General features: G+C 36.6%; 14 protein-coding genes and 1 tRNA gene. 6 read left to right on the top strand and 9 right to left on the bottom strand.

Annotated elements, in window-relative coordinates:
* Window positions 1-117 precede the first annotated feature (117 nt).
* The 3 genes from RUH74_RS15040 to RUH74_RS15030 all read left to right on the top strand — a co-directional run bounded on the left by RUH74_RS15040 (window position 118) and on the right by RUH74_RS15030 (window position 2193).
* On the top strand, window positions 118-1350 hold the full coding sequence (locus tag RUH74_RS15040) for an MFS transporter (RefSeq protein ID WP_313801370.1): 1233 nt from the start codon (window positions 118-120) through the stop codon (window positions 1348-1350).
* A 158-nt stretch (window positions 1351-1508) separates the two neighbouring features.
* Complete coding sequence (locus tag RUH74_RS15035; protein WP_313801368.1) at window positions 1509-1853, top strand: hypothetical protein; 345 nt, start codon at window positions 1509-1511, stop codon at window positions 1851-1853.
* 157 nt (window positions 1854-2010) lie between these two features.
* The gene (locus RUH74_RS15030; RefSeq protein ID WP_313801366.1) at window positions 2011-2193 is read left to right on the top strand and encodes a hypothetical protein; all 183 of its coding nucleotides are present in this window, start codon (window positions 2011-2013) and stop codon (window positions 2191-2193) included.
* A 26-nt stretch (window positions 2194-2219) separates the two neighbouring features.
* On the opposite strand, the gene RUH74_RS15025 is transcribed toward RUH74_RS15030, so the two are convergent.
* The 4 genes from RUH74_RS15025 to RUH74_RS15010 form a co-directional block, all read right to left on the bottom strand.
* Complete coding sequence (locus RUH74_RS15025; protein WP_102271653.1) at window positions 2220-2504, bottom strand: ferredoxin family protein; 285 nt, start codon at window positions 2502-2504, stop codon at window positions 2220-2222.
* Window positions 2504-3799, bottom strand: a complete 1296-nt coding sequence (locus tag RUH74_RS15020; RefSeq protein ID WP_313801363.1) for an FAD-dependent oxidoreductase — start codon at window positions 3797-3799, stop codon at window positions 2504-2506. The genes RUH74_RS15025 and RUH74_RS15020 overlap by 1 nt, the downstream gene beginning before the upstream one ends.
* The gene (locus RUH74_RS15015; protein WP_313801361.1) at window positions 3792-4820 is read right to left on the bottom strand and encodes an electron transfer flavoprotein subunit alpha/FixB family protein; all 1029 of its coding nucleotides are present in this window, start codon (window positions 4818-4820) and stop codon (window positions 3792-3794) included. The genes RUH74_RS15020 and RUH74_RS15015 overlap by 8 nt, the downstream gene beginning before the upstream one ends.
* A gap of 168 nt (window positions 4821-4988) precedes the next feature.
* The gene (locus tag RUH74_RS15010) at window positions 4989-5810 is read right to left on the bottom strand and encodes an electron transfer flavoprotein subunit beta/FixA family protein (protein ID WP_313801359.1); all 822 of its coding nucleotides are present in this window, start codon (window positions 5808-5810) and stop codon (window positions 4989-4991) included.
* Window positions 5811-6397: 587 nt separating this feature from the next.
* Between RUH74_RS15010 and RUH74_RS15005 the strand changes: the two genes are divergently transcribed.
* Window positions 6398-7129, top strand: coding sequence for a ZIP family metal transporter (locus RUH74_RS15005; protein WP_313801357.1), 732 nt, complete (start codon window positions 6398-6400; stop codon window positions 7127-7129).
* A gap of 94 nt (window positions 7130-7223) precedes the next feature.
* Here the strand turns inward: RUH74_RS15005 and RUH74_RS15000 are convergent, their stop codons facing one another.
* From RUH74_RS15000 to RUH74_RS14980, 5 genes are all read right to left on the bottom strand, one after another.
* Window positions 7224-7481, bottom strand: coding sequence for an aspartyl-phosphate phosphatase Spo0E family protein (locus tag RUH74_RS15000; protein WP_313801355.1), 258 nt, complete (start codon window positions 7479-7481; stop codon window positions 7224-7226).
* 217 nt (window positions 7482-7698) lie between these two features.
* Complete coding sequence (locus RUH74_RS14995) at window positions 7699-9156, bottom strand: PAS domain-containing sensor histidine kinase (RefSeq protein ID WP_313801353.1); 1458 nt, start codon at window positions 9154-9156, stop codon at window positions 7699-7701.
* A 142-nt stretch (window positions 9157-9298) separates the two neighbouring features.
* On the bottom strand, window positions 9299-11086 hold the full coding sequence (locus RUH74_RS14990) for a methyl-accepting chemotaxis protein (RefSeq protein WP_313801351.1): 1788 nt from the start codon (window positions 11084-11086) through the stop codon (window positions 9299-9301).
* 189 nt (window positions 11087-11275) lie between these two features.
* Complete coding sequence (locus tag RUH74_RS14985; RefSeq protein ID WP_313801349.1) at window positions 11276-13570, bottom strand: thiamine pyrophosphate-dependent enzyme; 2295 nt, start codon at window positions 13568-13570, stop codon at window positions 11276-11278.
* The gene (locus RUH74_RS14980; RefSeq protein WP_313801347.1) at window positions 13570-14583 is read right to left on the bottom strand and encodes a 2-oxoacid:acceptor oxidoreductase family protein; all 1014 of its coding nucleotides are present in this window, start codon (window positions 14581-14583) and stop codon (window positions 13570-13572) included. The genes RUH74_RS14985 and RUH74_RS14980 overlap by 1 nt, the downstream gene beginning before the upstream one ends.
* 353 nt (window positions 14584-14936) lie before the next feature.
* Here RUH74_RS14980 and RUH74_RS14975 point away from each other — a divergent pair, with 353 nt between their 5' ends.
* Both RUH74_RS14975 and RUH74_RS14970 read left to right on the top strand, forming a co-directional pair.
* Complete coding sequence (locus tag RUH74_RS14975) at window positions 14937-15977, top strand: acyltransferase family protein (RefSeq protein WP_313801490.1); 1041 nt, start codon at window positions 14937-14939, stop codon at window positions 15975-15977.
* 111 nt (window positions 15978-16088) lie between these two features.
* Window positions 16089-16162 (top strand) — tRNA-Arg (locus RUH74_RS14970).
* Window positions 16163-16169: the final 7 nt, after the last annotated feature.

The raw sequence follows: 16169 nt of genomic DNA, 5'->3' as shown, positions 1-16169 counted from the left end.
CCCTTTTTCGATTACTTAATATTCAAAATAATATTGAAAAAAATTGAAATCTTGTATTATATATATTTAGAGACCCAAAATTTTATTTAAAACTTATTTAAGAAGGAGTCCTGAATAATGAGCAACACAGCAGCCATTGCCCGAACAATGATACAAAATCGTGAAACATCCTACAAAATACTATTTATCATCGGAGTTTGTCATCTTTTAAATGATTCCATTCAAGCAATTATTCCTGCAATGTTTCCCATATTGGAAAAGTCTATGGGACTTTCATTTACACAGCTGGGATTGATTGCATTTGCGCTAAATATGGTTTCTTCGATTCTACAGCCAGTTATTGGTATGATGACAGATAAGAAACCAATGCCATTTGCATTGCCAATTGGCTTAACTTTCACAATGTGTGGTGTACTTGGCCTTGCACTTGCACCAGGATTTGAATGGATTGTCATTTCTGTTCTTTTTATTGGTCTCGGCTCTGCTATTTTCCATCCTGAGGGTTCTAGAGTTGCCTATTTAGCAGCTGGTTCACGCCGCGGCCTGGCCCAATCCATATATCAAGTAGGCGGGAATAGCGGGCAAGCAATGGCACCACTTATTACTGCATTAATTCTCGTCCCTCTAGGACAAATTGGGGCAGCCTGGTTTACTGCTGTTGCTGCTGTCGCGGTTTGTCTGCTTCTATATATTGCTTTTTGGTACACGAAAACATTAGAAACACAAAATGTTTCACAAAAAAAGGAAAATAAAAATGGGAATTCAAACCAAAAAGGGCTCTCAAATGCAGTATGGTTTTCATTAATTTTAATCCTTTTTTTAATCTTTGCACGGTCTTGGTATATTTCTGGAATGACAAACTACTATGCATTTTACACAATTGAAACGTATTCATTCTCAATCAAGCAATCCCAGATCTTTCTCTTTACATTTTTAGTTGCAGGTGCACTTGGTACTTTTTTTGGTGGTCCATTGGCAGATCGCTTTGGAAAGAAACTAATCATATTCTTGTCAATGATTATCTCAGCACCTCTAACCATTCTTATCCCATTTGTTCCACCAATTGCTGCCTTTTGTCTACTTTTACTGACAGGCTTTATTTTAATGTCGAGCTTCTCTGTAACGGTTGTATATGCTCAAGAGCTTGTTCCAGGAAAAATCGGTACAATGGCTGGGTTAACCGTTGGACTTGCGTTTGGGATGGGTGCCGTTGGGTCAATAGTCATTGGTTATTTAGCTGATATCATTGGTATTACAAACACAATGATTATGATGGGATTTCTGCCATTATTAGGATTGCTTACCCTACTTCTGCCGTCTGATCAAAAAGTAAATGAGTGGAATTCTTAAAAATAAGGAGGGGCTCCGAATAGGTCTCCTCCTTTTACAATCCTAAAACAATTTTCGAAAAATTTTAACATTTCATTCGAAATATTGGCGAGAATTAACATATAATAATGTAAGTGACAGCAATTTTTCAGAAAAAAGAAAGGAGGGGGAAAAAGAAGTTGGAAAACTATAGAGATTTTTATCAAAAAGCATTAATTCCAATTGGATTAAACGACCTTTATCATTTTAAAGAAAGCACAAGACAACATACGATACCAACTCATTGGCTTATTGCTCTTGAAGGACAACTAAGAGAAAGGGAAAATGAATTCTATACATGGATTGTTTCAATCTATCCATCTGATTCCAATGGAAGTTTTTCATGGAATACCTCTTACTATACATCCTCCATTTTTAATTGCATTCACCAAGCCTATGAACACGCAAATGTACTGGAACGCTCGGGTAAGAACGGCCAGTTATTCGCCTCAAATAATAAAAAAGATGTTAGCCCTTCTATTTAAGATTTTCCTTTTTTAGCTATTTTTGTGAAAAAATATACATATAGTATTTACTTTCCGTATTTTATTTCTCCCTTAAAATTTAACAATAATAAAAGAATATCATGAAACCTATGCCATCTTTTTTTCGTACAAGTAGAGCAGGAGGGCTAAGTATACTATGAAATGTAGAATACGAAATAAGTCAGCTAAAAAGAAGAGGAAAATGTTTGATGTCATTGATAACGGTATAGATTTAGTGGAGCCTCTTTATTTTTTTGACCAGATTTATCGTAAAGTCCGTATTAAAGTTTATCAATTAAAAGAAGCATTCACACACGCATGTGAATGCTCTTTTCATTAGCTCCTCACTACAAGCTTCTCCTGGTTTTAGGCTAACCGGAAAACAATTCCGTGACCGCCTTTTGGATATTCCCATTTTATATTTTGATATGGGCATCCAATGCGACAGCTGCCACATTCATGACAGCCTTCATATCCAACCTGCATTCTTAATCCTTCCCACTTGTACACCTCAGCTGGACAGAAAATCGTGCATAGCTTATCAGGACACTGTGTCATGCACACATCATGATCTAGTACAGTTAAATGCGATTTCTTATCTGCCTTAAAACGAATTAAATATTGCTTTTCTTCAATCGTTTTTGTGGACATTATTTCACCGCCTTCCAAGCACGATACATATCTTGAAGAACTTTAAGAGTACCTCTTTCACCTGTTATGCTGCGCATGATTTGTTTTTGCTTCTCTCTCTTAGGCGTTCCATCTACAGTGAAGAATTTACTTGCCGCACGATTCATCATCGGTACGTATTCCTTAAAGTATTGTGGATGAGTTTCAAATGTATGGGCAGCATCTTTGTATTTTTCAAGATCTTTAATAATAAAGCTATCATACAATTTTTCCCTATATAAATTTAAACTGGATTCACCAAAATCATTTCGGCTTTTCGCTTCAACAATCGTTTCAGCGGCCATTTTTCCAGATGCCATAGCCATATTGGAACCTTCTCTATGGATGGCATTAACTAGCTGTGCTGCATCCCCAACTAATAACACACCATTCCCTGCAACCTTAGGTACAGAGTGATACCCTCCTTCAGGAATAAGATGAGCTAAATATTCAGCTGATTCTCCACCTTCAAGAAATGGTTTAATCATCGAGTGCGTCTTTAAATAATCTAATAAATCATAGGGCTTTAATTTTGCTTTTATCATGCTAGATAGTGTTGTTCCAACACCGATATTAATACTCTCCTTATTCGTATAAATAAAGGCTGTTCCAAGATTTCCTTTCGTTGAATCCCCGAAGAGCTCAATCGTACAGCCTTGGTTATCCTCTAAATTAAAACGGTCATTTATTTTTTCTTTTGGGAGGTTTATCACTTCCATTACAGTTAAGGCTACTTCATCCGGTCGGAACTCGTTATGGTAGCCAAGCTGCTTTCCTAAAAGGGAATTGACCCCATCAGCGAGGACGACAACATCTGCAAATACTTCTCCATCTGGACGATCCGTTCTTACACCTATCACTTTTCCATTTTCCACTATACATTCAAGGACAACCGTTTCCGTAATTAATAATACTCCTTGCTCGATTCCTTTCTTTGCAAACCATTGATCAAAAGGTGCTCGAAGTACTGTGAAGTTATTATAGGGCTCAACTCCCCATTCCAGACCTTTATACCCAAAGGTAACCACCGATTCTTTATCCATCATCCAAAATCTTTGCTCAACAACTGGTCTTTCAAGGGGAGCTTCTTTCCAAAACTCGGGAATAATCTCTTCCATCTGCTGCCTATATAATACTCCGCCCATTACATTCTTACTGCCAGGATACTCTCCTCTTTCTATCTGCAGCACTTTCAATCCATTATTGGCACATGTATAAGCACAGGAGGTTCCAGCCGGGCCAGCACCTACAACGATGACATCGAATTTCTCAGACATAGCTAACTTCACCGCCCTTTTCTTTACGCAACTCCTTAAATTGTTCAATCAACTTAGGCACTATTTCCAATGCATCGCCAACGATCCCATAAGTTGCGACATCAAATATCGGGGCATTTGGATCTTTGTTAATCGCGATGATAAATTCTGAGTTTTTCATTCCAACAATATGCTGAATTGCTCCAGAAATGCCAATGGCAAAATAGACTTTAGGAGTAATCGTTTCCCCAGTTTGCCCAATCTGAAGCTCATGAGGGAGCCATCCTGCCTCCACTACGTCTCTTGTTCCCCCTACACTTGCTCCAATTGCATCTGCTAGTTCATGAATAAGCTGAAACCCCTGAAAATCCCCCATTCCCTTCCCACCTGCAACGACTACATGTGCATCTGCTAAGCTCGCCTTTTTTGTGATATCCTTCACATTTTTTAGCACTTTTGTACGCATATCTTCTTCTTTTAAATCTATTTCTTCTTCAATTATGTTCCCTGTTCTATTTACATCACGCTCTAGTGCCTTCATTACCTTTGGTCTTACTGTTGCCATTTGCGGCCGGTGCTTCTTACATAAAATCGTTGCCATGATATTTCCACCAAATGCAGGGCGGCTCGCCTCTAGCAATCTCTTTTCTAAATCGACATCGAGCATAGTTGTATCCGCAGTTAATCCTGTATTTAAATCAGTCGCAACTGCACTGGCAAGGTCTTTCCCATTCGGTGTAGCACCATAAAGAAAAATCTCTGGCTTATACTTTTCGGCTAGTAGCATAATTCCTTTCATATAGGATTCTGTGCGGTAATCCTTCAAAACAGGATGATCCACCACATATACCTCATCTGCTCCATGTGCAATAATTTCAGGGCAAAGCGCCTTCACATTCTCGCCTAATAATACCCCAGTCAAAGCAACTTCCAGTTTATCAGCAAGCTTTCTGCCTGCTCCTAATAGTTCCAAGGAGACTCCTTCAATTTCTCCCTCATTTTGCTCTATGAATACCCAAACTCCTCGGTATTCCTCTATCATGCTGACCCCTCCTAATTTAAAAGCATAAGCGCCTTCGGAATAATCTCAACCCCGACAAGCATAAGACAAGCCTCACGAAAAAAGGTACTCCTTACCGTTTCGGAAGGATTGGCTGTAGACTATCGAGGAGCTAGGCAGCTTGCGCTAGATATTTATATAAATGGTTTATTATCGAGCAGCAAAAAATAATTCTTTTTTATCCTTTAATAATTCCATTAACTGGCTAACTTGTTCATCGGAATTTCCTTCTAGCCGCTTCCCGCCTTCTGGTTTAGGCGGAGTAAACATTTTTCCGACTATTGTTGGTGAGCCTTTCAGTCCTAATTGCGGGCGATTAACATTTTCAAGATCATTAACTGACCATATAATCGGCTCATATCTTGCTGCTTTAATCATATTTGGCATAGGCGAATATTCAATCTCATTAATTTCTTTTCCAACCGTCATTAGGCATGGATAATCCGCTTGTATTAATTGGTAACCATTTGCTAATTTCCTCTTTAATAGAATTGTATTTTCTTTTTCATTCAATTCTATGACCTCAATAACATTTGTAACAGGTGGGATATCCATTCTCCTTGCAATCCCTGGACCAACCTGCCCTGTATCCCCATCAATCGCGTGAAGACCGCAAATAACGAGATCAACAGGTTCTTCTTTTGCTATTCTTTCTAGTGCTTTAGATAATGCATAACTTGTTGCTAAAGTATCTGCTCCCGCAAATGCTCGATCGGAAATTAGATACCCTTCATCTGCACCAATTTCAATGCTTTTTTTGATGACAGCCGTAGCTTGAGGCGGCCCCATTGATAAAACGGAAATAGTGCCTTTGCCAAGCATTTTTTTTATTTTTACTGCCTCTTGGACGGCATGTGCATCATACGGATTCAATATTGCTGGCGCACTTCTTCGATCAAGTGTGTTTGTCTTTGGATTAATTTTTATAATCTTTGTATCCGGTACTTGCTTTACACAGACGACGATATGCATTCATTTATTCCCTCCTGATATGCAGTATTAAGAAAGTCCTTCACATGTGGGCGATTGATTAAGTTTCACCTTTAATGAATAGTAAATATGTCCAAGCAAACACCGCCTTCTTGAAAACGCTTACTTCTATGTAAAATTGCTATGTATTACGATATATGTTTCGCAACACACGCATAGTACTAACAATTAATAAAAAGACTGATTCCTTATTTTCAAACGAAAAAATGAACTATTTTCAAGTTTTTTATCTGTAAACATAAATATAGATAGACTATCAGAAATGATTTTTTTCTTGGTGTTTGTGAATACTAAAAGGAGTTGTGAAGATTTTATATGAACCAATTATTAGATTCTGTATAAAATAAATAATATTTGTGGAAAAAATAATGTATTTTTGGAGTAAAACAAAGATGGTTTCCCTTCTGGGAAAGATTGCATTTATTGTTATATTCTATTAGGAAAACAGAGAAGTCACTATGACAAAAATCACATAATGCCATTCTTTTTGTTCCAAAAATGAAATTATTAATTGTCTCTCAAGGATTTCACTCTTATAATTATCTTACAAATAGAAATGAGGGAGAAAAATGAGTGATGTGATCATCGGTAGTGTTCTCTCAGCCCTTTCAACTGGTCTTGGCGCTTTAATTATTCTCTTTATGTCTGATTCTGTTACCCACCGCTGGCGGGATATATTATTAGCCTTTACTGCTGGGATCATGATGGCTGCATCAACAATGGGACTCATACCAGAAGCCTTGAATAATGGGGGATTCCTTCAGCTTTCAATGGGCGTATTTCTTGGTGTGCTTACTTTAACTCTGCTAGAAAAGAATATTCCTCATATTGATCTGCAGCATTCGAAAAAAGGAATTGAATTTGACGAAAAAGCGATGCTTATCATTTCAGCGATTACTCTTCACAATATTCCCGAAGGTCTTTCTGTAGGGGTCAGCTATGCTTCAAGTGTGGAGGATACAGGTAATTTAATTGCATTTGCTATCGGGCTTCAGAATGCTCCAGAAGGATTTCTTGTTGCTTTGTTTTTAGTTAACCAAAAGATTAATAAATTTAAAGCATTTATTATAGCAACCTTAACAGGCGCTATTGAAATTGTGACTGGATTGTTGGGTTTTTATTTAACAGCTTATGTAGACTTTTTAGTTCCATACGGACTATCATTTGCTGCGGGTGCAATGCTCTTTATTGTTTATAAAGAATTGATTCCAGAAAGTCATGGGGATGGGAATGAAAGAACCTCTACCTATTCTTTTATCATTGGACTGTTATTTATGATCTTGCTAATCGATATCTTCTAAGTAATACAAGATTATAAGACAAAAAAATCCCTAAGCCGTACGTCTTACGGCTTAGGGATTTTTTTGGGAAAGCAGACGGAGTTCACATTTCAATTTATGAATGAGCTTGATACTTCGCTTCTAAAAGTTTTTCTCGCCAAGTTGTTATCATTAGCTTTAATGAAAATTTAATCTTTTTCTTTTGTTTCTTCTCATTTTGTTTTTGCTGTTGATATTCAAAAATTAATTGATCAAGTTCTTCACTGCAACGAATCGTGTATTCGTTTGTATAGCCATACTTTTTTGCTGAATCTATCATTCTTTCTCTCTTTTCCTGAATTTGTGTTAATATTCTTTGCCCTTTCTCCCCCATCGTTTTCCCCCATCCAATCCTGTTCTCTATTTCTACAAAATTATTCTACTTGAAGCATTATTACAAGAATTTGAATAAATGTAAATAGATTCGCAAAATTAGACAATCTTCTTCTCAAAATAATTTTTTCGACATTTTCATATGAAGAAATGACAGGTTATTCGACAAACAACAACAACAATTTTCTTGCTGTTTCTTTCTCTAATACGTACCCAATCTAAACTGGTAAATAGATATGGAATATACTTCCAACCCCCAATTCGCTTTCTACCCTAATTGACCCCTTATGTTCTTCGATTATTTTGTATGTAACCATTAATCCTAGACCAGTGCCTTTTTCCTTAGTTGTAAAGAAAGGTTGACCAAGCTTTTTAATTTTTTCCTTAGAAATTCCAACACCTTCATCCCGAATCGAGATATGAATGCGTCGATCTGTTGTCAGCTCCACTAATACAGTTATCATTCCTCCTTCTGGCATCATCTCTATCGCATTTTTTATAATATTGATAAATACTTTTTTCATTTGGTTCGGCTCACAAAAAATATCTGGTAATCCCTTTTCAAAAAAAGTCTGGATCTGTACATTATGTAACACTGCTTGAGCATTTAAAAATTCAACTGTCTCTTTCATTATTTCAGTTATATCTTTTCTGATAAATTTCACTGTTTGAGGTTTTGAAAGGATCAAAAATTCGTTAATGATTGAATCGATTCTTTCTAGTTCAGTAGAAATAATATTAAAATACATCGAATGATCCTCTCGAATACTATCCTCTAACAATTGGATAAACCCTTTTAGAGCAGTCATCGGATTACGAATTTCATGCGCAATTCCTGCAGCAAGTTCCCCAACTACACTTAATGTATCTGACTTTTTAAGCTGTTCTTCTATTTCAAGCTTTTCGGTAATATCCTTAAAAGAGATTAGACTTAATTTCGAAAATACATTATGTTTGGCTGAGAATTCTATGTAAATCTTCCTATCAGTACTTACATTTATTTTAAGAACTCCATTTGCAAAGCCGCTATCCCTTAATTCTTCGAAATAACGATATAATTCTTCTTTATTTACATTATAATCTTCAATCATTTGAATGATTGATTGGCCAATAAATGACTTCCCTGTAAGATGAAGCATCCTCATACCAACTTGATTAATATCGACCACTTCATATTTTTTGTTCCAGAGTATCATTCCCTCTAGGGCTTCCTCAAATACTTTACGAAATTTCATTTCACTTTCGCGTAGTTCTCTTTCCATCTGATGTCGATCAGTAACATTGCGGAAAATAGTCATGTGAAATCCATCTACCGAATTTAATTTAGCTGTAAACTCTAGTGACTTGATTTGCCCATTTGGCATTAAAAAATCAAGCTCATCCCGTATCGATCCCCGTTCAAAAAGCTGATCCACTACCTTTATAAACTTATAATTTTTCAAATAAACAAAGTCCTTAAGATTTTTTGTCACTAGCTCATCCTTACTACTTTCAAATATCCGGCATGCTGCTTCGTTCACTTTAACAATTTTTCCATTTCCAGACCAAAATACAATCCCTTCTAGCGCCTCAATAAATAAGTCCTTATATAAATCCTTGCTTAATTTCTCATTTAAACTACTTTTTTTTAACGTTTGCTCAACGTCTTTTAATCTTTTTTCTTTATTCAAAGTCATGATTTTTCCCTCCTATTGGGATCTATATCATTGACTACTTCTACAAATTCAAGTAAAACCCTTCCAATAAAAAACAATTATATATGAAAATTACAGTCAAAAAGAGGGATACCCGTCATAATATAGCGGGCATCCCTGTCGATTATAATTTAAATTTAGAAATCATTGAATTCAATTGGTCTGCAAGCTCTGATAAGGAATTTGCATTATCAGATATCTCTTCCATTGCATGATTGGTTTGCGTGATTGCAGCACTTGTTTGTTCAATTCCCGCTGCAGATTCCTCTGATACAGCAGCGATATTTTCTATGGACTGATTCATTAATGATGAGCTTTTAGATACTTGATCAAGACTTTCAGAAATATCATTGATATTTGCAGACATCATATTAACAGCTTGATATATTTTTTGGAATGTTTCACCAGTTAATTGAATCTTTTCGGTTCCTTTTTCAACTTGTGTATATCCCGTCTGCAACGAAGTAACAACATTATTGGATTCCGTTTGTATTCCTTTCACGATAGTTGTAATATCTGCAACAGACAATGAAACTTGCTCTGCTAACTTACGAACCTCATCAGCTACTACTGCAAAACCCTTTCCATGCTCCCCTGCTCTTGCAGCTTCAATCGCAGCATTTAAAGCAAGTAAATTTGTCTGATTAGCAATATCATGAATAACCTGAACAAGCTTAGAAATTTTTTGTGTTTGCTCATCTAGACCATTTACCCGATTAACAGAGGTTTTCATAATTTCATTAATAACAGTCATCTGCTCTTGAGATTCTCTCATGAGCGTATCTCCTGATTTCGTCATTGTAAGAACCTCAGATGAAGCAGATTTAATCTTATAGCCGCTTTTTGTTGCTTCCTCTACCTTCAATAAATAGTCATCCATCATTTTTGCCAACTCTGTAGCTGCACTCGCTTGATCATCGGCTCCGCTTGAGAGTTCCTGCATGGTAGATGCTCCTTGCTGACTAGCAGCCCCAACCTCGTTCGCAGCAATATTTAATTCACTGCTCTTTTCAGTAACATAATTTGAAACAGCCGAGATTTCTTGTATCATCGATTGAAGCCTTTCCTTCATAGAGTTCGTAGCTTTGCTCAATTCAGCAATCTCATCATTTCCATCATACTCAATAGCATCTACATTTAAATTGCCTGCTGCAATTTCATTAGAAAGATGTACAATACGGCCAAGCATATTTGAGATAATTCTCCCAATAAACAGGATACTAGCAATCCCTAGTCCTGCAGAAATTAATATTGAAATTCCTAATACAATTAAGGTTAGAATGAGTCCTGCCTTTGCAGAACTAATTGCATCTTCCTGATCAGACTTTAACGTTTCACTTAAAGTGTCCAGCTTAACTACTGTTTCAGTTATTTTATCATCTGCTTGAAGCTTACCAAGTCGATATTCCCTCACATGATGAAGCTTTACTTGCGGTTCTATAACCTCATAGAATACTCGGTTAATTTCATCGTCATTTTCACTTATTTCATTTAACAATTGTTTTGTTTCGTTAGATGTCAATGCTGGTGATATTTCTTTTTTTAGTTCATTAAATTTTTTCGTAAGTTCATCAAAACTCTTTAGGTGCTTTGGATTAGAATCAATAATATAATTACCTATCGTACTCCCTTTAAAATGGAAAATTGCTGTTGCTTCGGTAATTTTAATCGCCTTCTCACCTGTTTCTTCTACAGAATCCATTTGTGAATTAGCGATACTTAAAAGCCCGAAAGTAATAATGGTAGAAATAGAAAAAAGTCCAATGGTAATAAATAAAGCCACACCATATTTTTGTCCAAGTTTCAGTTTTTTCCAAATATTCAACTTAGTAATAGCTAGAATTGGATTTTTCACCTTTCTACCTTTCTTCATTTTCGCCCTTTTTATATCCTTCTTTTTTACCCCTTTCACCCGTTTGCCTCCTTAATCACTTGATGAAATAGTAGTTCGATAGAGCTAAAATATGTAAAAACATGAAACATTTATACTATTTTATTATCTTATTATAATTCAAACAATTGTACTTTTGAAGGGCAATGTTGTTTTTATTTACCATATAGAAAAAAAGCAAAGTACTGGACTTTGCTTTTTTTCTATAAATTATAAAAATGGATGATTATTTTTTGCTAGAAGACGCTGCCATCTATTTTCTATTTCTTTTTCTAATTCAGTTAATAATTCGCTATTTTCCTCTTTTAATAAATGCTTAGTTTTCCCCATGTATTTCAGCCATTCAGTTAGTGGAGCTCGTTTCTTCTTATCATCAGGGTTATACGTAATCGTTGTGATTCCTTCCTCCACCTCATACAGCGGGAAGAAGCAAGTATTCACAGCTGCTTCAAGGATCTTTTCCCCATATCGATCTTCTGATTTCCAGTTCAACGGACAGGTGATAAGGATTTTCCCGTAAACAGTACCGACATTTTGCGCATACCATTGTGCTTTTGCTGCCTTTTTAATTAAATCTTGAGGAAATGCTTCTGCCCCTGTAAAAACATAAGGTATATTCGTTGCAGCCATAATTTGTGCAGTGTCTTTATGATGAAAGGTTTTCCCCTTCTGAGCCTTTCCAACATTGCTTGTGCTAGTCATATGTCCTTTTGGTGTAGAGTAAGACAATTGCGAGCCTGTATTCATATAGCCTTCATTATCGTATTCCAGCATGATTAAATTATGGTTTCTTAGTGCCGTACCAATCGCAGAGCCCATGCCGATATCCATCCCGCCATCTCCTGTCACCATGACAAAAGTAGCGTCATCTGATACTTCGATCTCCCCACGCTCTTTTAATTCTAAGAATGCTTCAACCGTTCCAGATAATGTCGCTGCCCCATTTTGGAAAAGGTTGTGGATCATCGTTTGTTTGTGGGACGTATATGGATATGCAGTCGTTGTCACATAGGCACAGCCTGTTTGGTACAAAACAACCACATCTCCTTCGATCCCCTTAAAGAATAGCTCTAATCCAGTAAAAATTCCGCAGCCTGGACATGCACCGTGCCCTGAGGCAATTCTCTTCGGTTTTGAAGTAAGTGATCTCAATGGTGGTATTTTTACCTTGAGTTTATTCGTTTCAGGGTCTTTATCAACATGAATCAAACTTGAACGATACACATCCCCATGTTGAGGAGTGATAACAGGCTTTAAAATCTTCTCCTGATCACCAGGTATATGACCGAAATAATCAAAGGGCTTTATCGCATAGCCTATTTCCATTGACTCAATGGCATCTTTAAAGAAAAGCTCTGCATCATCTGCATAAAAATCTTTTCCTCCTAGTCCAAAAACTCGGCTTAATACAATTGTCTTATTATTTTTATCATCTTGTAATGCCGATTTTACTTCATGTGTTAAATTCGGGCCGTTTCCACCATAGGAATCTGCTCTTTCCCCAATCAGCAAGGCTTTCACATTCTTTAATGCTTCTCGAATTTCCATTGCAGGAAATGGACGAATAATGTTCGGACTGATCACTCCTGCTTTGATGCCCTGTTTTCTTAGCTTATCAACTACATCCTTCGCTGTTTCTGCAGCAGAATTTAATAAAAATAGGGCAACTTCCGCATCCTCCATCCCATATAAATCTAAAACAGGATATTCGCGTCCAGATATTTTCGCGTATTCTGCAGCCACTTCTTTAAAAATGTCACCTGAAGCATACATGGCTTCAGACTGTTGGAAATGGTTATTCATTAAGTCTTCCCCGTTCATATGAGCACCAATTGTTACTGGTGTCTTTGGATACCGAGCAAAATGATAATCAATTGGACATTCCCCGACGAATTGTTGAACAACCGCCCGATCTTTGAAATAGTGCACTTTCCTTTTTTGGTGAGAAGTAAAGAAACCATCATATGCAACCAGAACAGGCAGGCGAACTTTTGCATGCTCGGCTATTTTCAATGCCATAATATTCATATCATAGACAGCCTGAGGTGTTCTTGCTGTTAGAATAACCCAGCCCGTATTTAAAGCATAATACAAATCAGAATGGTCGCCGCGAATATCTAGAGGACCGCTGACCGCACGGGTGACTAAATTCATTACCATCGGGAAGCGTGTTCCTGCCTGAACAGGAAGCTGTTCAAGCATATACATAAACCCATTCGCACTCGTTGCATTAAAAACCCTTGCCCCTGTTGCTGCTGCTCCGTAGCAAATTCCTGCTGATCCATGTTCTCCATCTGCAGGTATTAATTTAATATTATGCTCACCGCGAGCCTTCATTTGGTCCAAATATTGTGCGACCTCTGTAGAAGGAGTAATCGGAAAATAACCCATGATGTGATAATTAATTTGCGCAGCAGCCATTGCAGCCATTTCATTTCCGCTTTCAAAGGTCGTCAACTGTTCTGCCTGATTGATTGCTTTCAATTCTTTTTCTGTCATTGCCATTACAATCCCCCTCCTGCAACGTAAGGGAAGTTATGTTTTACACGATGCGATTCTGCATAGCCAATCGTTTCCCTTACATCACTTAATGCAGTCGTTGGACATGCCTCTACACACTTTAAACAACCCTTACAATATTGATAGTCAATTCCTCTTAAGAACATCTGCTTTCTGCCTCTTTTGTCCTCCCCCTCTTCCCAGACAAAGCATAGGTCCGGACAAACAGTATCACACGCTGCACAGTTAATACATTGCTCGATTTCAAACTTTGGCAGGAAACCCTGTCTAGAACCGCTTAGATCCTTTAATATGCTATTTGCCTGTGCTGAAATGACTCCTCCAATTTCCTGTGTTTCATATCCAAGCATTGGCATAAGACGTGAAAAAGATTTCCCTTCTGCATTCTCCGGCGTTTCATATATTTTAAATTGAACTTCATTATATCCGCGTTCAAAGGTCCGGATATTCGGTTCTACTAAATGAGGATATTTTTTTTCAAATGTCTTGCGTATTACATTTTTCATTGATTCCGGATCAAGAAAATCACAAATACGGAATAAAGCACCAAGCATCGCAGTATTCACTTTTGTTTTCTCTTCAACCGCAATTTGCAAGGCATCAATGATTGCTAATGTGCCGTATTCTAATTTTAGATCTTTCTTAATCTCATCAAAATCACGCGTTGAATTCACTAATAATATTCCATCTGGTGCTAAACCGCTCACAACATCAATCGTTTTATATAATGCTTCATGAAATACACCAACAACATGCGGCTGCTCAATTGGACTATGTGCACGAATCTCTACAGCTGGATCACAAAAACGGATAAAGCTTTTAACTGGAGATCCTTTCTTTTCAGAACCATATGAAGAAAAGTTTGAACCATTTAGTCCAAGCCCGAGCACGCCTGCTTCTGCAAGCATCTTACCAGCTAAATTTGCTCCAAGCCCGCCAATTGACTCCAATCTAATTTCAAAAAAGCCAAGTTCGTTTTTCTTAGGTAAAATTGACATATTCTCCCTCCCCTTATTCTCTTTCGTATTTTTACGCTGGTTGACAAATAATCCCCAATTATCATTTTAGGAGAAGGGTTCATAATAGGCTGTGACAAATGTCAACAATTTCACAGAAAATTTGAAACAGATTTAATTTATTATTAAAAATCACAGTATTCACAAACTTTAAAGCGCATTCTTAATTATATAACAGTCAAAAATATGTACTATAACAGAAATTGAATACGTAACTGGAATGTTATGGGTTAACTTCCACAAATTAAATGGCCAAATATTGTTTAATACATGTTAATGTGGGTAAGTAACATTGAAGGGTATCTTTTATAGGGGGCTATAAAAGAGGTGGAATGATGAAGAAACGTGATTATTACTTTGACAATGCTAAATTCATTTTGATTTTCTTTGTGGTTTTTGGTCATTTTTTGCGTTCCTATATAGGCGAAAACGAATCAATTTATACTTTATATAAAGTGATTTATACCTTTCATATGCCGGCTTTTATTCTTGTTTCGGGGTATTTTGCAAAAAGCTTTCGCCAAAAAGGCTATCTGCCAAAAATTGCAAAAAAGCTTGTTTTGCCATATATGATCTTTCAATTAATCTATTCAATATTTTATTATTTTTTATATGACAAATCAGATTTTCAAGTTGACCCACTTACACCACATTGGTCTTTATGGTTTTTAATCAGCTTGTTTTTCTGGAACATGCTGCTTCCCCTTTTTGCAAAATATAAAGCATCCTATGCTTTATCAGTTGCCTTAATCCTGGGACTAGCGGTTGGGTATTTTGATTTCATTGCAAATTACTTAAGCCTATCAAGAACTTTTGTGTTCTTTCCATTATTTTTACTAGGCTATTATATGAAAAAAGAGCATTTCTACACATTATTACAACCCAAAATTAAATTCGCTGCTATGGGTATATTAGCCATTGTTTTTGCTGGCTTTTATCTACTTCCAGAAATTAATTATGAATGGCTGCTTGGCTCAAAGCCTTATTCTGAATTAGATGTTTCATCCATAAATGCTGTATTTACTAGATTCGGTTTTTATTTATTAAGCTTGATCATGGTGTTTACCTTCTTCACACTCGTTCCAAGAAAACAATATTTTTTTACGAATCTAGGAAAAAACACTCTATATGTTTATTTATTGCATGGATTTTTCATACGGATCTTCAGAGAAAGCGAAGTTCAAGATTACTTTACAAAACCTGAAAATTTCCTATTGCTGGCCTGTGCATCGCTATTACTTTCTTTGCTATTGTCTAGCAAATATATTACATCATTCGCTCAGCCAATTATTGAATTAAAAATATCGAAATTAAAAAACCTAAAGATTAAAGGACAATCACTTTTACGATTTTATCGAAAGAAACTATTGAATTAGCAAAGAAGGGGCGCGTCACTCGCGCCCCTTTTTCATTTAAGCGAAATAATTGACTATATTGGAACAGTGTGTTTATAATATATTCTGTTCTTATTTAAATCGTTCATACATGTCCCAGTAGCTCAGCAGGATAGAGCGACAGCCTCCTAAGCTGTAGGTCGTAGGTTCGATTCCTATCTGGGACGCTATAGG

Origin of the sequence: Cytobacillus sp. (genome assembly GCF_032154635.1) — a bacterium.
In the GTDB taxonomy this organism is placed as follows: Bacteria; Bacillota; Bacilli; order Bacillales; family Cytobacillaceae; genus Cytobacillus.
The sequence above is the reverse complement of the archived record's forward strand: the minus strand, read 5'-3'. Positions and strand labels throughout refer to the sequence as shown.